The sequence below is a fragment of the Rathayibacter tritici genome (genome assembly GCF_002932875.1).
GTDB lineage: Bacteria > Actinomycetota > Actinomycetes > Actinomycetales > Microbacteriaceae > Rathayibacter > Rathayibacter tritici.
The window spans coordinates 62,884-80,622 of record NZ_PSWS01000053.1 but is presented as its reverse complement, the minus strand read 5'-3'; the positions used below and the strand labels follow the sequence as shown (position 1 = coordinate 80,622).

The window sequence follows — 17,739 nt, the reverse complement described above, 5'->3', positions numbered from 1 at the left end:
CTTGACCCCCCGAACGGGCCACACAAAGCAGCGCATCGTGGAATGCCTCCGAGCGATCCTCGTCGGGCGAGAAGACCCCTCGCGGTCGGCCTCTTTCTGGGTTCTGCCGCGGGACTCGTGGGAGTGCAGATCAACGCTCTCGGTCCTTTCCAGGGAGTCACCATCCTGCTCGTCGTACTCTCTTTCCTGCTCGCACTCCTCTGGAAGGACAAGGCTCCTCTCGCCCGAGTCAGACTGACTCCTCTCGACTATTCCTTCCTCCTTCTCCTCCTCGCCTGGGGACTGATCGAGCTGCTGAATGCGAACGAGATGCGACACTCTCCTTTCATCGGCGTCCTGCTCACTGTCGGTGTTGCTTATGCGGCCACCTTCCCTGTCCGCATGGTCGTGCGCGCACCCTCGGATCTCGCTCCATTCCTCCGCGGCTTCAGTGCCCCGGGTGTCCTCGTCGCGGGGATCGCGATCGCCCAGCTGCTCCGCGTGCCGGGCGTCAACGAGGTCCTGGTGCAGGTCACGAGCTCCGACGGACTCACCGAGCGGCTCTCGAGCGGCTGGGACATCCGCGGAACCTCGACCATCGGCCACTGGACCGCGCTCGGCGGCTACTTCGCCTGCATCATCGCCGCGTCCTGCGTCGACCTGGTCGTCAGCTCGGCCGGCACGAAGCTCGCCGCCTGGCCGATCATCACCCTCACCGTGCTCTTCGCGGGAGCCGTCACGACGCTGACCTTCGCGACCATCGGCGCTGCGGCGGTCATCCTCGCGCTGACGGCACTACGGCTGAAGGCCCGGCCTGTGCTCGTGCTCTCGGGGGTCGCCGTGCTGGTGGGCGGCTGGCTCGCGTTCGGGCAGAGCATCGCCGCGCGGCTGGAGCAGCAGTCCGGGCAGTCGCAGTACGTGATCGCCCAGTACTCCTGGCTGCCGCAGACGATCGGCTACCGCGTCAATATCTGGGTCACCGAGACGCTCCCCGCCATCGCCGAGCGTCCCTTCACCGGCTGGGGAGCGCAGGTCTATGCGGCCGCCGAGAAGGACTGGCCGGTGCGACCGCTGTCGCTGGTGTGGGGCTCGCCCGAGTCGGAGTGGCTACGCACGGTGATCGCGGGCGGAGTGGTCGGCCTCCTCGCCGAGATCCTGCTGCTGCTGGTCGCGTTCGCCGTCGTGCTGCGCTCTCGCCGAGCGCTCGGAGCAGCGGTCGTCTTCCCGGTGAGCATTCTGCTGGTGGTGCTCGTGGTGATCTCCACCATCCACAGCCACTTCTCCAACCCCGGCGTCCCGCTCGCGCTCTGGCCGCTGGTGTTCGCCGTCGCCGTCGCCGCCCAGCGGATGAAGACGCAGCCGCCGGCCGAGGATCCGACGCGGGGGCGGCACTGTGTCCACCCCTGAGCGGCCGGAGCACCGCTGGTCGGCCCGCTACACCGACTGGCGCCAGACCCCGCCGTCCCAGAACAGCATCAGCTGCCCACCCGGGTCGATCGCGACGTCCTGGCCCCCGGTGAGCGCGGTGCCCCCCGCGGCTCCGTGCCGCACGGTGACCGGTCGCGCCCCCGCGTGCAGAAGGTGCAGCCGCTGACCGAAGACGCTGCTCGCCGGCAGAGCGGCCATCGTCAGCGTGTTCGTCGACACGATCCGGACCATGATCACCGGATCCGGCGAGAGCGGCAGTCGCTTCTGCACCGCGGTGACCTCGTTGTTGCCCCAGACGAAGGCACTAGACGTGGCGACCTCGGTCGCTCCGTCGATGGGCACGTCGCAGCGCCACTCGATCGACGACTGCGGTGACAGGTTCTCGCCGGGCATGTAGCGGAATGGGTAGCTGAAGCGCACGTTGCGGGCGCGCACCAGGTGGTCGGTGCCGCTGAAGACGCCCCAGGTGCGCGCGACCACGTCGGGCGTGCTGCGCACCTCCAGCCCGTCGATCTCGGTCCGCTGCTGCCCCGGTACGGCGCCGGCGGTACTGCCGGAGCCGACGGGCCGGGGAATGCCGGACGTGTTGGCCTCGAAGTCCAGAATCGTGTCCCGGATCCGCAGCAGGCTGTTCTCGGAGTAGATGCCGTGGTAATCCCCGGTGCCGGGGTTGCTCGCACCGGCCCGGAACACGCCGCCGACGAGCACGACCGAGGCGTTGTAGCTGACCACGAGCGCGCCGGCGCGCTCCGCGTAGACGTCGGAGGCGGTCACGGTGGGCGAGGAGTCGAAGACACCGGCCCTCGGGTGCCCGCTGGGTCTGCGGACCACCCGCACCGCTGCTCCGCGGGCGTCGAAGACCCGGAAGCCGTTGATCTGATGCGAGCGCGAGTCGCCACCTTTGGCCTCGTCCTGCACGATCACCCCGTTCTCGACGAAGCGGGCCGAGCAGTCCACCACCCGGTGCCCGATCCCGCGCAGCTGGTAGCCGGACTGCCCCTGGCTGCCCTGACCGATGCCGGAGGTCGCCGTGCAGCCGATGAAGGTCACTCCCTCCGAGCAGTGGTGCGTGTCGAAGGCACTGGAGGTGGTCATCAGCGCATTCACGCCCGAGACGACTGTGCCGTAGGTGCGGCCGTAGCCGGAGAGGTCGCTGTTCTCCGCGACGCGATTGGTGTCGTCGGAGTAGGAGTGCCGCACGTGCGAGTACACACCGCGGTCGACCTGCCCGAAGCTGCTGCTGACGTCCGAGACGCCGTAGCCGAGGATCGACGAGCCGGCGTCGTCAGTCGCGAAGCCCACGATCGCGTCCTCGACCAGATAGCCGTAGCAGGAGGTGAAGCGGAACACCGGCCCCGAGGCGCGAGTCACCGTCACCGAGCGAAGCTGCGGGTAGCGCAGGCGCGAGAAGTACACCAGCGGCTCATTCGAGGCGCTCGCCCGCGCGGCCGCCACCATCAGCGTGCCGCCCTCGATCGAGAACGTCTGGTTCGAGATTGGCGCGACGCGGATGTTCGTGCTGTAGGTCTCGCGCAGCACGCCGCCGAGCACCACCGTCGATCCTGATGAGGAGCGCACCACCGCGAACTCGCCCAGCCGGGACTCCATAACCCCGTCGCCCGGGCGGCGCTCCGGGATCGGGTCGTCCGAAACGATCTTGACGATCGTGCCCGGCGCCCAGTCCGGAGTGCCCGCGACGCTCAGCTGCGAGACGGCCGTCGCCCCAGCGGGCGCGGCGACGACGAGAGCGGAGACCGCGAGGACAGTGCCGTACGCCCCGGACACCGAGAAGATCGGCTTCGATGAGGTTGCGACCAGCGTCGCCCCGTGCGCGCTGACGCGTATCGATTTGGCCAGCCGCGGGTAGAGCGAGGTGCCGACGAGGTAGGTACCGGCCGGGATCACCAGCAGGCCCCCCTCGGGGACGGCGTTGATCGCCTTCTGCAGCCCGGCGCTCGAGTCCGCCGCGCCGGTCGCGTCGATGCCCGTGAAGCGGGTGACGGAGGCGACAACCGCGATTCGGTCGAGCTCGCCCTGAGAGATGGTGACGGCCGCTTCGGCCGCCGGTGCGGCGGCCGCACTCCAGGCGCCGACTGCTCCGATCGCCCCGGCGGCGAGTATCCCGCGTCGCAGCGCTGAAGCGGGGTGTCCCGCGGTCTCGCGTGTATATGGGTCGCCGATCATCGGTGCGCCTCCCGGACGTGGGTCGTGGGAGAGCCCCACGCCTCCCCATTCTCAGGAAGGCCCGCGGGCGGGACGCGCGACTGAGCCTTATTCGGGGGTACCCCCTCCCGCGAGGGGGACATGGGCGCTCAGCGCGAGAGATGCTCTTCGATCACCGCGCTCTGCGAGCGTGCGTCGTTGATCTCATGGTCGTCCCCGCAGTACGCCATCAGCCAGCCGCAGTCCGGCTTACGAGTGGAGCCGAAGTAGGTGACGTCGAGGCCGTAGACGTCAGCGACCGCGTAGAAAGCTTCGCCGAGGTCTGTCCAGGAACCGACGCCGCCCGTGGCGAGCACGAGGCTCTCGTCGCTCGGCCAGCCGACCTCGCCGACGGAGCAGTGCACTGTGTACCGCTGACACCACCGCCCGAAGATGGTCAACGAGCCGACGAACAGGTCCTCCTCCACCCCACCCTGCTTGACCGAGCGGAGCGTCGTGCCGGTGCCGCCGGGGTAGAAGTGCTGCGAGTAGACGATCCTCTTCAGCGGATCCTGGATCCACGGACCGTCGGGCGCGATCGCGGCGAGCGTTCCGGTCGCCCCCTCGCGCATCCCCTCGACCCAGATCGTGTGCCGGTCGCCGGTGTCACGGATCGCCGTCACCACGGCCTGCATGTAAGCCTTGTACGTCGCGACGGGGACCAGCGCCCGCTTGACCTCGTTGAAGAGGTCGTACGCGGCGATCCGTCCGTCGGCCAAGAACTGCGTCGCGAGCAGGGTCCAGACCCGTTGCGCCTGCGCCACCGAGATCCCCGAGCCGAACCAGACTGTCCCCTCGGGCAGCTCGCCCTGGCTCGCCGGATACGTGCCGTTGTTGTGCAGATCAAGCACCACCCGCATGCCGGCGGCGCCGATCGCCTCGATCTCGGAGCGGAGCAGGGCGACGGCGTCCGGATCGAGTTCCTTCGCCAGCGCGTCGTCGGTGCTCTCGCCGTCGGCCTGCGGCTGGAGGAGCGACCACGGCACCGCGAGCCGCACCAGTGAGAGCCCGCGGCCGGCGAGATAGTCGTAGCTCTCGACCGGGTTGGCGGCGGTGCAGTCGACGCCGACGTCAACGCGCGCCTGCAGGTCGAACACGTTCACACCGCGGAGGAAGGCGTGCTTGCCCAGGTAGTCGTCGCCGGAGGGAGTGACGACAGGGGAGGCGACGACGGATTCCGAATCAACGGTCGTCGCGGACGACGGCCCGCAGGCGACGGGGGCACTGCGTGTGCCGGGCTCGAGGAGCCGCCCGGCGACGATCACCAGCGCCGGCACCAGCAGGACGGCCACGCCGATCAGCAGGGCCGAGCGCAGCCGACGGCGTGGACGATCGCGCGGTTCGCGTGCAGCGACGATGCGAGCCTCCTGAGCGTGTCAACCCGGCACTGCCGCCGGACCGCCGATGACATTAGCAGAGCCTGACGATGCTTCAGCGCACCGCCAGCGTCGCGCGGTCGCGTCCCGTCAGATCACGCTGCGTCGTTGCCCCGCGCCAGCCGTCGGCGGTGAGAAGCGCCCGGATCTCGGCGCCCTGCAGCTCGCCGTGCTCGATCACGAGCACTCCCCCGGGACGAAGCAGGCGCAGCGCGGTCCGCGAGAGCGAGCGGATCACGTCGAGCCCGTCCTCACCGCCGTAGAGGGCCGCGGGCGGATCGTACACACGCACCTCCGGGTCGCGCGGGAGTGCGGCGGCCGGGATGTAGGGCGGGTTCGAGACGACCACCGAGACGGTGCCGTCGAGCTCGGGCAGGGCCCGGGCGAGGTCGTCGAAGACGATCCGGGCGTTCTCGAGCCCGAGCCGCTCGCGGTTGCCCCGGGCCCAGATGAACGCCTCGGGGGCGTTCTCCACGCCGATCACGCGGGCGTGCGGCACCTCATGCGCGAGCGCGAGCGCCAGCGCTCCGCTGCCCGTGCCGAGGTCGACGGCGACCGGCTCCGGATCCACGACGGCGCGCAGGGCATCGATCGCGATCTGCGCGACGCCCTCGGTCTCGGGGCGCGGAACGAACACTCCGGGACCCACCGCTAGCTCGAGCGATCGGAACGGCGCGACTCCGGTGATGTGCTGGAGCGGCTCGCGTGCCGCTCGGCGCTCGATCGCGCTCGAGAAGGCCCGGCCGTGCTCCTCGTCGACGGTCAGCCCCGTGATGAGGCGCGCCTGCAGCTGGCCGCGGCCGAGCCCGAGCAGGTGCCCGAGGAGCAGTTCGGCATCGACGTCCGGAGTGGGGACGCGCGCGGCGGTGAGGCGGCCGACCGCGTCCGCGAGCAGGGCGCGCGCATCGACGCCGGCGGTCTCGAGGCTCATGCCTCCTCGGAGCCGATGTCGGCCAGGCGGGCCTCCTCGTCGGCCTGAATGGCGCTCTCGACCACCGGGTCGAGCGCCCCGTTCATCACGCCGTCGAGGTTGTAGGCCTTGTAGCCGGTGCGGTGATCGGCGATGCGATTCTCGGGGAAGTTGTAGGTGCGAATCCGCTCGGAGCGGTCCATCGTGCGGATCTGCGTCTTGCGCGCGTCGGAGGCGGCCGCGGCGATCTCCTCCTGCTGGCGCGCCAGGATGCGGGCCCGCAGCACGCGCATACCGGCCTCCCGGTTCTGCAGTTGGCTCTTCTCGTTCTGCATCGAAACCACGATGCCGGTCGGAAGGTGGGTGATCCGCACCGCGGAGTCGGTGGTGTTGACCGACTGCCCGCCGGGGCCGGACGAGCGATACACATCGATTTTCAGATCGTTCTGGTTGATCGCGACCTCCTCGGGCGCGTCCACCTCGGGAAACACCAGCACGCCGGTGGTCGAGGTGTGGATGCGGCCCTGCGACTCCGTCACGGGGACGCGCTGCACGCGGTGCACGCCGCCCTCGTACTTCAGATGGGCCCAGACGCCCTGCGAGGGGTCGGTGGCGGTGCTCTTGATCGCGACCTGCACGTTCTTGTAGCCGCCGAGGTCGGACTCGTCGCGGTCGAGCATCTCGGTCTTCCAGCCCTTCGCCTCGGCGTAGTGCAGGTACATCCGGAGCAGGTCGGCCGCGAACAGCGCGCTCTCGGCCCCACCCTCGCCGCCCTTGATCTCCATGATCACGTCGCGGCCGTCGTCCGGATCGCGCGGGATGAGGAGGCGCCGCAGCTTCTCCTGGGCCACTCGCAGCGACTCCTCGAGCTCGGGGATCTCCTCGGCGAACGCCTCGTCCTCGCGGGCGAGCTCGCGCGCCGCCTCCAGGTCCTCGCCCGCCTGAATCCACGCGGAGTGCGCCGCCGCGATCCGACTCAGCTCCGCGTAACGCCGGTTGACCTTCTTGGCGCGCGCGGCATCGGCGTGCAGAGCCGGATCGGAAAGCTGCGTCTGGAGATCCTCGTGCTCGGCGAGGAGGACGCTGACGGATTCGAACATGGGGTCCTGGCTTCCGGGTGTGGTTCGGGGGTGGGGCTGCTCGCCCCGGGGACGCGAAAACGTCCGCGGCCGCCCCCGATGACAGGGGCGACCGCGGACGTCGGGGCGCTAGTGGTGGCCGTTGCCGTGGCCGGCGGTGGCCGGGCCGACCGCCGACTTCGAGACCTGCATCAGGAACTCGACGTTCGACGTCGTCTCCTTCAAGCGCGACAGGATGATCTCCAGCGCCTGCTGCTGGTCGAGCCCGGCGAGGGCGCGGCGCAGCTTCCAGGTGATCTTGACCTCGTCGGCGCTGAGCAGCATCTCCTCGCGGCGGGTGCCGGACGCGTTCACGTCGACGGCGGGGAAGATCCGCTTGTCGGCGAGGTGGCGCGAGAGCCGCAGCTCCATATTGCCCGTGCCCTTGAACTCCTCGAAGATCACCTCGTCCATCTTCGATCCGGTCTCGATGAGCGCCGTTGCGAGGATGGTCAGCGAGCCGCCGTTCTCGATGTTGCGCGCCGCTCCGAAGAACTTCTTCGGCGGGTACAGCGCCGAGGCGTCCACGCCGCCCGAGAGCACGCGACCCGAGGCCGGCGCGGTCACGTTGTAGGCACGGCCGAGGCGGGTGATGGAGTCGAGCAGCACGACGACGTCGTGGCCCAGCTCGACCAGGCGCTTGGCGCGCTCGATCGCGAGCTCGGCGACGGTCGTGTGGTCCTCGGCCGGGCGGTCGAAGGTGGAGGCGACCACCTCGCCGCGGACGGTGCGCTGCATGTCGGTGACCTCCTCCGGACGCTCATCGACCAGGACGACCATGAGGTGGACCTCGGGGTTGTTCTGCACGATCGCGTTGGCGATCTGCTGCAGGACGATGGTCTTCCCGGCCTTGGGCGGTGCGACGATCAGGCCGCGCTGGCCCTTGCCGATCGGGGCGACCAGGTCGATGATCCGCTGGGTCAGCTTGCCCGGCTCCGTCTCGAGGCGCAGGCGCTCGGTCGGGTAGAGCGGGGTGAGCTTCTGGAACTCCACCCGCGCCGCGGCCTCCTCGACGCTCTGGCCGTTGATCGAATCGACCTTGACGATTGCGTTGTACTTCTGGCGTCCGCCGCCCTCGCCCTCGCGGGGTTGGCGGATGGCGCCGACGACCGCGTCGCCCTTGCGCAGGTTGTACTTCTTGACCTGGCCGAGCGAGACGTAGACATCGCTGACGCCGGGCAGGTAGCCGGTGGTGCGCACGAAGGCGTAGTTGTCGAGGACGTCCAGGATGCCGGCGACCGGGATCAGGACGTCGTCCTCACCGATCTCGGGCTCGATGTCGTCGCCGACCGCTCCGCCACGGCGCTTGCGGTCGCGGTAGCGGCTTCGGCGCCCGTCCTCGCCCTCGGCTTGCTGGCCGTTCTGCTGCTGGCCGGAGCCGTTCTGCTGCTGCGGAGCCTGCTGACCCTCGGCCTGTGCGGCGCGCGAGCCCTGGCCGTTCTGCGGCTGGGACTGCGCGGCGGGGCTCTGCTGAGCGTCGTTCTGACGGTCCTCCCCGCGGTTGCGGTTGCGGTTACGGCGATTGCGACCGCGGCCCGTGCCCTGCTGGTCGCCGTTCTGCTGCTGGTCGCCGTTCTGCTGCTCCTGCTGGTCGCCGGAGTCGGAGGAGTCGGCGTCGTTCTCGGCGGGCGCCTGCTCGGCCTGGTCGTTCTGCTCAGCGCTGCCGCCGCGGCTGCGACGGCGTCCACGACGCTCGCGCTGGCCGCCCTCTCGGGAGGAGTCCTCCGGCTCCGGCCCGTTGGGCAGCTCGATGTCGATCACGGACTTCGCGGCCTGGTCGGCGTCGCGATCCTGCTCGATGACGGGCAGATCGGGGATCAGCGACTCGACGCCGCTCCCGCCGGGAATGTTGACGTGCTCGCCGGCGGCGACCGTGCCGCTGGAGGCGCGTCGCGAGCTGCGGCGGCGCGGGGTGCGCTCGGCGGGCTCCGCGACCTGCTCGGCGGCGGCGGGAAGCTGGAGTTCGAGCGGGGCAGATTCGGCGACGGTCACGGCCGGCTCCTCCACAGTGGGCGCGACCTGCTCGAGCACATCGGCTGTGTCGGCCTCGGTGCTCTCGACGGCCGTCGGCAGCTCCGCCGGCGCCTCGGGCTCGGGAGCGGACTGCTCGGCCACGTCGGCCGGCTCCGCCTCGATGCCGGTGGCGTCGACATCGGGAGCGACGCCGGTTGCCTCGACGTCCAGCGCGACCGCTGCGACATCGAGGGTGAGCGCGGCATCGTCCGGAGCGACCACATCGGCGGCCGGCGTGTCCTCCGCGGTGGCGGCGCGGAGGTCCGAGATCGCCTGGACGAGCTCGCCCTTGCGGAGCTTGGAGGCACCGCCGAGGCCGAGGCGCGTCGCAAGAGCCTGGAGCTCGGCGACCCGCAGGGCCGAGAGGTCGGCGGTGAGATCCACGGTCGAGCCGTGGGTGTTGACGTCTGTCACTGGAGAGGGTTCCTTCCCCCCGGGAACGAGTGCTCACCGGGAGAGCTCATCGACCGTGCGGTGCCATCGCGTGTTCTGATCCACGCGATGCTCTCGGCCGCCGAGGCCGACTGCCGAAGAAAGCGCAGAAAGGGCCCGGAGACCAGGCGCCGGTCTGCAAGAGGAGCAGGGGCGCCCTTCACACGATGTGATGGCCGTGGTTGTCGGGACGATCCGTCGGACAGATTCCGCTCGTTACGCGGTTCCTCGGGATGCGGTCCCCACTGTAGCACCCTTGAAGTCGACGGCCAGCATGTGCGCGCGCCACGGCGTGGGGGCCTGCTTCTCCACCAGATCCGCGGCAGCGAGGCGCTGCGCGGGGTCGCTGCACAGCACCAGGACGCTCGGTCCGGCGCCCGAGACGACGGCCGCGTAGCCGTGCGAGCGCAGGAGCGCGATCAGGGCGGAGGTCTCCGGCATCGCCGCCGCGCGGTAATTCTGGTGCAGCTTGTCCTCGGTCGCCGCGAACAGCAGCTCGGGGCTCTGAATGAGGGCCGCGATCAGGAGCGAGGAGCGCGAGACGTTGAACACCGCGTCCTCGTGCGGGACGCTCTGCGGCTGGAGCGAGCGGGCGAGCCGCGTCGACATGGTGTGCTCGGGCACGAAGACGACCGGGGACACTCCCCGGTGCACCATCAGCTTCTTCGAGCGCGGGCGGAGCGGCGAATTGTCGGTACCGGAGGCGTGCGGTTCCACCCAGGCGATGGTCAGCCCACCGAAGAGCGCGGGTGCGACGTTGTCGGGGTGCCCCTCCATCTCGGTGGCGATACGGAGCAGGTCGTCCGAGTCGAGCTCGACGATGCCCTCGAGCAGCCCCTTCGCCGCCATGATCCCCGACACGATCGCGGCCCCGGAAGACCCCATCCCGCGGCCATGCGGGATGATGTTGCGCGCGATGACCTCGATGCCGGGCATCTCCTGCCGCTGGTCGGCGAAGGTGTACGCGATCGCCTGCACGACGAGGTTCGTCTCATCGGTCGCTACCTCGCCCTCGCCGACGCCGTGCACAGTGACCCGTGCGCCCGTCGCTGCGACGGCCGTCACATCGAGCTCGTCGTAGAACGAGAGGGCGAGGCCGAGCGTGTCGAACCCGGGGCCCAGATTCGCCGAGGTGGCGGGGACCTTCACATGGACGGTGCGGCCGACGGGAACGGCCGAGGTCATGCGCCGGCCAACCCCAGCACCTCCGCGATCGCGGCGGTGTCGACCGGGACGACGGTGGGCGTGATGTCCGCGCCATCGGCTGTGCGCAATGCCCACTGCGGGTCCTTGAGGCCGTGACCGGTGACCGTCAGAACGACGGTCGCGTCCTTCGGGATCGCTCCGGCCTCGGCGCGCTCGAGCAGCCCCGCGACGCTGATCGCCGACGCCGGCTCGACGAAGACGCCTACCTCGCCCGCGAGGATGCGGTACGCCTCCAGAATCTTCTCGTCACTGATCGCCCCGAAGTAGCCGTCGCTGACGCTGCGCGCGTTCAGAGCGAGCTCCCACGAGGCCGGGTTGCCGATCCGGATCGCACTGGCGATCGTCTCGGGGTGGCGGACCGGGGCACCGTGCACGATCGGAGCGGAGCCCTCGGCCTGGAAGCCGAACATGCGCGGGAGGCGCGTCGATTCTCCGCGCTCCAGCTCCTCCGAGTACCCGCGGAAGTACGCGGTGTAGTTGCCCGCGTTACCCACCGGCACGATGTGGAAGTCCGGCGCGTCGCCCAGGACCTCGACGACCTCGAAGGCCGCGGTCTTCTGGCCGGCGATGCGGTCGGGGTTGACCGAGTTCACCAGGTGCACCGGGTAGTTCTTAGCAAGATCGCGGGCGATGTCGAGGCAGTCGTCGAAGTTGCCCTGCACCTGCAGCAGCTGCGCGTTATGCGCGATGGCCTGGCTGAGCTTACCGAGGGCGATCTTGCCCTCCGGCACAAGCACGGCCGCGGTGATGCCGGCGTGCGTGGCGTAGGCCGCGGCCGAGGCCGAGGTATTGCCGGTCGAGGCGCAGATGACGGCCTTAGCGCCGTGCTCGACGGCCTTCGAGATCGCCATCGTCATGCCGCGGTCCTTGAAGGATCCCGTCGGGTTCATGCCCTCGTACTTGACCCACACCTTCGCGCCCGTGCGTGCCGAGAGGGCCGCGGCGGGGATGAGCGGCGTGCCGCCCTCGCCGAGAGTGATGACCGGGGTCGCCTCGGTGACATCGAGGCGGTCCGCGTACTCGTGCAGGACTCCGCGCCACTGCTTGGCCATCTCAGGCTCCTTCAACTCGTAGAACGGACGTCACGGCGCCGACGAAACCATGCGAATGGAGAGCGGTGACGGTGGCTGCCAGATCGGATTCCGCCGCGGCGTGCGTGCCGATGACCAGGGTAGCGGTCGGGTCGCGCCGCTCCGCACCGCCCTGCGCCACCGACGGGTCGACTCCTGGCGGGGTCTGCACCAGCGTCTCGACCGAGACGCCGTGGTCGGCGAAGACGCCGGCGATCTGCGCGAGCACGCCGGGGCGGTCAAGCACCTCGAGGGTCACTTGGTAGCGCGTCGTGACGTGGCCGATCGGCAGCACAGCGAGGCCGGAGCTCGCACTGGTCACGAGGCCGGGACCACCGACGATGTGACGGCGGGCGGCTGAGACGACGTCCCCGAGCACGGCGGAGGCCGTCTCGATCCCACCGGCGCCGGCGCCGTAGAACATCAGGTCGCCCGCCGCCTCCGCCTCGACGAACACCGCGTTGTTGGCGCCGTGGACGGCGGCGAGCGGGTGGGAGCGGTGCACCAGCGCGGGATAGACGCGGGCCGACACACCCTCCTCCCCCGTCTTCGCATCGGTCAGGCGCTCGCAGATCGCGAGCAACTTGATCACGTAGCCGGAGTCGCGGGCCCGGTCGACCTGCGCCGTGGTGATGCCGGTAATGCCCTCGCGGTGCACCAGGGTCACCGGGACGTCGGTGTGGAACGCCAGGCGAGCGAGGATCGCGGCCTTCTGGGCCGCGTCGTAGCCCTCGATGTCTGCGGTCGGATCCGCCTCCGCGTAGCCGAGCTGCGTCGCGCGGGCCAGCGCGTCCTCAAGGCTGGAGTGCTCGGTGTCCATCCGGTCGAGGATGTAGTTGGTCGTGCCGTTGACGATGCCGAGGATTCGGTGCACCCGGTCGCCGGCGAGGCTGTCGCGCAGCGGCCGGATGATCGGGATCGCCCCGGCGACGGCCGCTTCGTAGTTCAGCTGTGCGCCCACCTGGTCGGCCGCCTCGAACAGCTCGTTGCCGTGCGCGGCGAGCAGTGCCTTGTTCGCCGTGATCACGTCTGCGCCGGAGGAGATCGCGGCAAGGATGTGGCTGCGCGCAGGCTCCAGACCGCCGATCAGCTCGACGACGATGTCCGCGCCGAGGATCAGCGACTCGGCGTCGGTGGTGAGCAGGTGCTGCGGGATATCTGCCGTGCGGGGCGCATCGACGTCCCTGACGGCCACGCCCACGAGCTCCAGCGGCGCCCCGACGCGCTGGGCGAGCTCGTCGCCGTGGTCGAGCAGGAGGCGCGCCACCTGGGCACCGACGGACCCGGCGCCCAGCAGGGCGACGCGGAGGCTGCGGTACTCGATCATCGGGAGGTGGCCTTTCGTTCGATGCCGACGTCGCGGCGGAGGAGGTCCTCCTCGGTCTCGCCGCGCACGAGGACGCGCGAGCGCCCGTCTCGCACGGCGACCACCGGGGGTCGCCCGAGATAGTTGTAGTTGCTGGCGAGCGACCAGCAATAGGCGCCGGTCGCGGCGACGGCGAGCAGGTCGCCGGGCTGCACGTCCGCGGGCAGGAAGTCGTCGTGGACGACGATGTCGCCCGACTCGCAGTGCTTCCCGGCCACACGCACGAGGGCGGGCTCCGCGGCGGAGGAGCGGCCGGCGATCCGCGCCGTGTAGTCCGCCCCGTACAGGGCCGGACGCGCGTTGTCGCTCATCCCGCCGTCGACGCTGACGTAGCGGCGGACAGCGGTCGCTCCTTCGGTGCCGACCACCACGTCCTTGACCGTACCGACCTCGTAGAGCGTGAGCCCGGCGGGCCCGATCAGCGCCCTGCCCGGCTCGATCGCGATGTGCGGCACCGGGATCCCGCGCGCCGCGCACTGCTCGGCGACGGCGTCCGCGACGGCGGCCGCGATCGCGGTGATCGGAGTGGGATCGTCCGCGCTGGTGTAGGCGATGCCGAACCCGCCGCCGAGGTTGAGCTCGGGAACCGGTCCGTCGGTGAGCAGGGACGCGTGCACGTCGAGCAGGCGCGACGCCGACTCGGCGAAGCCATCCGAGCCGAAAATCTGGGAGCCGATGTGGCAGTGCAGGCCGAGGAAGCGCAGCGACGGGAGGGAGCGGATGCGCGCGACGGCGGCCGGGCAGTCGGCGAGCGCGAGACCGAACTTCTGGTCCTCGTGGGCGGTGGCGAGGAACTCGTGGGTGTGCGCGTGCACTCCACTGTTCACGCGCAGGCGCACCGCCTGCACCCGGCCGTGCCGCTCCGCCGCCGCCGCGACGCGCTCGATCTCGATCAGGCTGTCCAGCACGATCGTCCCCACGCCCACCCCGACGGCCCGGTCGATCTCGGCGAGCGACTTGTTGTTGCCGTGCAGGCCGAAGCGCTCCGGCTCGATGCCCGCGGCCAGCGCCACGGCCAGCTCGCCGCCGCTGGAGAGGTCGAGATTCAGCCCCTCGTCGCGCATCCAACGGGCGACGTCCGCCGAGAGGAAGGCCTTGCTCGCGTAATAGACGGTGACGCCGGTGCCGACGCGGGCGAACTCCCGCGAGAAGACCTCGCGCATCTCGACCGCTCGTCGCCGGGCGTCGGCCTCATCGATCACATAGAGAGGAGTGCCGTATTCGCGCACCAGCTCGGCGACCGGCACTCCGGCGATGCGGACGGCGCCGGTGGAATCGCGCACGGTGTTGTCCGACCAGACACCCTCCACGAGCGCGTCGGCGTCCTCGGGAGTGTGCAGCCAGTCCGGAGCGAGCGGATGCCGCGGGGCGCGGGAGTCGACAGTGTCCACGGGTGAGACCTCACAAGAGAGAGTGGGAGCGTCACTGCGTGGCGAGCGGGTCCGGATTGACCCCTGAAGCCAGCGATGTCAGTGTTCGGCCCGCGGGAAACGCCGGCACAGGGCTCCGATCCTACCGGTCGCCGCCGGGAGCCCCGCACGGGCTCAGGGGGTGCGCTGCCCCTGCTCTCGCGGTTCGCTACAGCTCACGAGCAGCTGCCCGGCTCCTGCTGCTCCGGGTCGCTGAGGACCATCGGGGAGAGCGCGAAGGTCGCGTTCAGCGATTCTTCCGCGACCTCGACCCCGGTGAGAGTCAGCCCGCGCGGTACGGAATCCGCGATGCAGAGCGAGGTCGGGGCGAGCAGGTCGCCCGAGACGGCACCGAAGCGGTCGCGAAAGTCGGTCGCCGAGAAGGTCGCACCCGCCGCCGAGATCTCGGCCGGAGTCAGCTGGATCGCGCCGGCCACAGCGGCCAGCTGCATGCCGACACCCGCGCCGAGCGTCACTCCGAGCACGTCCACCGAAGCGCTCACGCGCACGAGCGGAGGATCGAGGGTCACGTCGTCGACCGGCACGGTGCTGCGCTCGGTGACCAGCCGCGCGACGGACGCCGCCTCGATCGCGACCGTCGTGCTGCCGGAGTCGATGGCACCCGCTGCGCTGACCGGCACGCCGATCAGGGTCGCGGCGACATCGCCGTCGAGCTCGCCGAACACGACGTCGGAGCTGCGCAGGTCCAGCCGGTCCAGCCGCCCCGCGATCAGCTGCGGGAGCACGGCCCATCCGGCCACGTCGACGTCCACGGTCCGGTCAGCGGGTAGCGCCAGCGCCTCGCGCAGGCTCGCGGCGGCGCGATCGGCGACGGCCCGGCGGGCGACCGAGTCGCCGACCACCGCCGCGATCACGAGCAGCACCAGCGTGACGACGACCACCAGCGCCGCGCGCCGCCCTCGCCCGCGCCGGGGCGCCACCGCGCTCACATCCGGTCCGGGGCGCCGACGCCCAGGAGCGAGAGTCCGTTGCGGAGCACCTGCCCAGTCGCCTCGTTCAGGCGGAGCCGGGTCGAGTGCACCGCTTCGACCGGGTCCTCGCCCTGCGGCACGACGCGGCAGGTGTCGTACCAGCGGTGGTAAAGACCGGCGATCTCCTCCAGGTAGCGCGCGACGCGGTGCGGCTCGCGCAGCTCGGCCGCGTGCGCCACGATCCGCGGGAACTCCTGCAGACCGCCCAGCAACGCCGACTCGGTCGGGTGCACCAGCGTCTCGGGCGCGAACGGTTCGACGGGCACGCCCGATCCCGCGGCCTTCGCGGCGACCTGACGGGTGCGCGCATGCGCGTACTGCACGTAGTAGACGGGGTTGTCGTTGCTGCGCTTGGTCAGCAGGTCGAGGTCGATGTCGAGGGTCGAGTCGGCGGAGGAGCGCACCAGCGAGTAGCGCGCGGCGTCGACGCCGACGGCCTCCGTGAGGTCCTCCATCGTCACGACGGTCCCGGCGCGCTTGGACATCCGGACTGCCTGGCCGTCGCGGATCAGGTTGACCAGCTGGCCGATCAGGATCTCGAGGTTCACGCCCGGAGTGTCGCCGAACGCGGCGCACATCGCCATCATCCGGCCGAGGTAGCCGTGGTGGTCGGCACCGAGCATGATGATGGCCCGGTCGAAGCCGCGCTCGCGCTTGTCGAGGTAGTAGGCGAGGTCGCCCGCGATGTAGGCCGCCTCGCCGTCGCTCTTGATCACGACGCGGTCGCGGTCGTCGCCGAAGGACGTGGTGCGCAGCCACGTCGCTCCGTCCGCCTCGAAGAGGTGGCCAAGCTCGCGCAGGCGCTGGATCGCGCGGTCGACAGCACGCGACTCGTGCAGCGAGTTCTCGTGGAAGTAGACGTCGAAGTCGACGCCGAACTCGTGCAGGCTCTGCTTGATCTCACCGAACATCAGCTCGACGCCGATCGAGCGGAAGGTCTCGGCCAGCTCCTCCTCGGGCACAACCGAGAGGTCGCCCGGGTAGGCGGCGACCACCCGCTCGGCGATGTCCCCGATGTACGCGCCGCCGTAGCCGTCCTCGGGAGTCGGCTCGCCCCGGTGCGCCGCGAGGAGGCTCCGGGTGAAGCGGTCGATCTGCGCGCCGTGGTCGTTGAAGTAGTACTCCCGGGTCACGTCGGCGCCCTGGGCGAGCAGCATCCGGGCCAGGCTGTCGCCGACCGCCGCCCATCGGGTACCGCCGATGTGTATCGGTCCGGTGGGGTTGGCCGAGACGAACTCGAGGTTCATCCGCACCCCGGAGTAGGCGGACCCGGTGCCGTACGCCTCGCCCGCCTCGACGATCACGCCCGCGAGGGCCCCCGCCGCCGCGGCCTCGACCCGCACATTGAGGAAGCCGGGCCCGGCGACCTCGACCGTGGCCACGCCGTCGACAGCGCCCAGGCCCTCGGCCAGCTCTGCCGCGAGCTCGCGCGGGTTAGCGCCGACCCGCTTCGCAAGCTTCATCGCGATGTTCGAGGACCAGTCACCGTGATCGCGGTTCTTCGGCCGCTCCAGCACCACGTCAGGGAGCTCCACGCCCGCGTCGCTCCCTCGTCGCTGCACGGCGTCGAGGACGAGAGCGTGCAGGGAGGATGCGAGTTGTTCAGGAGTCACGGGGCCCGATTCTACCGGCCGTCGCGCCCGCGCCCTCCGCCTCCCGACACCGCGCGGCCGCTCGGCCGGGAGGCGTTGCTAGGGTGCCACGCATGCGCCGTCCCCTCACCCTCCTCCTCGTCGCGCTCACCGCGACGACCCTCGCCGGCTGCTCCCCCGCCGCCGACCCGGAGCCGAGCGCGAGCGGCGCTGTCAGCGGAACTCCGATCCCCCTCTCCTGCGAGCAGCTGGTGCCCGCCTCGGCGCTGAGCGGGCTGTGGAGTGGTTTCTTGCCGACCGACGACGTCGAGCGGACCGCCGTCTCGCAGGAGATCGCGCAGTACAACGGCCTGGTCTGCGGCTGGTCCGACGACTCGGGGGCCCAGCTGCAGCTCGCCGTCGCGCACCTCGACCCCGACGTGATCGAGGCGCTCAAGAACGAGTTCTTCACCACGAGCAAGGCCGTCCCCACCTACGGCGAGCCGTCGCAGGTCGAGGGTTACTACCAGGTGACGGAGGGGCGCGGAGTCGCGGACGCTTTCGTCGGCGAGTACTGGATCGAGTCCTCCAGCGCCTCCTTCATCGAGCCCGGCGACCCCGAGCCGATCATTCGGTCGGCGCTCGGAGCGCTCGCCGCCTGAGCACA

General features: G+C 70.6%; 13 protein-coding genes. 2 read left to right on the top strand and 11 right to left on the bottom strand.

The window, feature by feature from the left end; all coding sequences use genetic code 11:
• Positions 1–42 precede the first annotated feature (42 nt).
• Positions 43–1,386: an O-antigen ligase family protein gene (locus C5D07_RS08865; protein WP_084415921.1), complete on the top strand. Its 1,344-nt coding sequence runs from the start codon at positions 43–45 to the stop codon at positions 1,384–1,386.
• 27 nt (positions 1,387–1,413) lie between these two features.
• On the opposite strand, the gene C5D07_RS08860 is transcribed toward C5D07_RS08865, so the two are convergent.
• The 11 genes from C5D07_RS08860 to argS form a co-directional block, all read right to left on the bottom strand.
• The gene (locus tag C5D07_RS08860) at positions 1,414–3,591 is read right to left on the bottom strand and encodes a hypothetical protein (RefSeq protein ID WP_068254063.1); all 2,178 of its coding nucleotides are present in this window, start codon (positions 3,589–3,591) and stop codon (positions 1,414–1,416) included.
• Between the two features lie 128 nt (positions 3,592–3,719).
• The gene (locus C5D07_RS08855) at positions 3,720–4,901 is read right to left on the bottom strand and encodes a glycoside hydrolase family 5 protein (RefSeq protein WP_068254064.1); all 1,182 of its coding nucleotides are present in this window, start codon (positions 4,899–4,901) and stop codon (positions 3,720–3,722) included.
• Between the two features lie 139 nt (positions 4,902–5,040).
• The gene (prmC, locus tag C5D07_RS08850; RefSeq protein ID WP_068254065.1) at positions 5,041–5,916 is read right to left on the bottom strand and encodes a peptide chain release factor N(5)-glutamine methyltransferase; all 876 of its coding nucleotides are present in this window, start codon (positions 5,914–5,916) and stop codon (positions 5,041–5,043) included.
• On the bottom strand, positions 5,913–6,995 hold the full coding sequence (gene prfA / locus C5D07_RS08845; RefSeq protein ID WP_104259176.1) for a peptide chain release factor 1: 1,083 nt from the start codon (positions 6,993–6,995) through the stop codon (positions 5,913–5,915). The genes prmC and prfA overlap by 4 nt, the downstream gene beginning before the upstream one ends.
• Positions 6,996–7,103: 108 nt before the next feature.
• The gene (rho, locus tag C5D07_RS08840; RefSeq protein ID WP_104259175.1) at positions 7,104–9,440 is read right to left on the bottom strand and encodes a transcription termination factor Rho; all 2,337 of its coding nucleotides are present in this window, start codon (positions 9,438–9,440) and stop codon (positions 7,104–7,106) included.
• Between the two features lie 234 nt (positions 9,441–9,674).
• A complete protein-coding gene (gene thrB, locus C5D07_RS08835) occupies positions 9,675–10,643 on the bottom strand; it encodes a homoserine kinase (RefSeq protein WP_104259174.1) in 969 nt (322 codons plus the stop codon).
• Entirely contained in the window at positions 10,640–11,716 is a 1,077-nt protein-coding gene (thrC, locus tag C5D07_RS08830; protein WP_068254080.1) for a threonine synthase, read from the bottom strand. The genes thrB and thrC overlap by 4 nt, the downstream gene beginning before the upstream one ends.
• A 1-nt stretch (position 11,717) precedes the next feature.
• Positions 11,718–13,061, bottom strand: a complete 1,344-nt coding sequence (locus tag C5D07_RS08825) for a homoserine dehydrogenase (protein WP_104259173.1) — start codon at positions 13,059–13,061, stop codon at positions 11,718–11,720.
• Positions 13,058–14,491, bottom strand: coding sequence for a diaminopimelate decarboxylase (gene lysA / locus C5D07_RS08820; RefSeq protein WP_068254085.1), 1,434 nt, complete (start codon positions 14,489–14,491; stop codon positions 13,058–13,060). Before lysA ends, C5D07_RS08825 begins: the two co-directional genes overlap by 4 nt.
• 194 nt (positions 14,492–14,685) lie before the next feature.
• Entirely contained in the window at positions 14,686–15,450 is a 765-nt protein-coding gene (locus tag C5D07_RS08815) for an LmeA family phospholipid-binding protein (protein WP_146076662.1), read from the bottom strand.
• 5 nt (positions 15,451–15,455) lie between these two features.
• Positions 15,456–17,114, bottom strand: coding sequence for an arginine--tRNA ligase (gene argS, locus C5D07_RS08810; protein ID WP_104259171.1), 1,659 nt, complete (start codon positions 17,112–17,114; stop codon positions 15,456–15,458).
• Between the two features lie 92 nt (positions 17,115–17,206).
• Here argS and C5D07_RS08805 point away from each other — a divergent pair, with 92 nt between their 5' ends.
• Positions 17,207–17,734, top strand: coding sequence for a hypothetical protein (locus tag C5D07_RS08805; protein WP_104259170.1), 528 nt, complete (start codon positions 17,207–17,209; stop codon positions 17,732–17,734).
• Positions 17,735–17,739 lie beyond the last annotated feature (5 nt).

Excerpts from the sequence above, each read along its gene's own strand:
- C5D07_RS08865 (WP_084415921.1), top strand. The coding sequence starts at position 43 with ATGCCTCCGAGCGATCCTCGTCGGGCGAGAAGACCCCTCGCGGTCGGC.
- C5D07_RS08860 (WP_068254063.1), bottom strand. The coding sequence starts at position 3,591 with ATGATCGGCGACCCATATACACGCGAGACCGCGGGACACCCCGCTTCA.
- prmC (WP_068254065.1), bottom strand. The coding sequence starts at position 5,916 with ATGAGCCTCGAGACCGCCGGCGTCGATGCGCGCGCCCTGCTCGCGGAC.
- prfA (WP_104259176.1), bottom strand. The coding sequence starts at position 6,995 with ATGTTCGAATCCGTCAGCGTCCTCCTCGCCGAGCACGAGGATCTCCAG.
- thrB (WP_104259174.1), bottom strand. The coding sequence starts at position 10,643 with ATGACCTCGGCCGTTCCCGTCGGCCGCACCGTCCATGTGAAGGTCCCC.
- thrC (WP_068254080.1), bottom strand. The coding sequence starts at position 11,716 with ATGGCCAAGCAGTGGCGCGGAGTCCTGCACGAGTACGCGGACCGCCTC.
- C5D07_RS08825 (WP_104259173.1), bottom strand. The coding sequence starts at position 13,061 with ATGATCGAGTACCGCAGCCTCCGCGTCGCCCTGCTGGGCGCCGGGTCC.
- C5D07_RS08805 (WP_104259170.1), top strand. The coding sequence starts at position 17,207 with ATGCGCCGTCCCCTCACCCTCCTCCTCGTCGCGCTCACCGCGACGACC.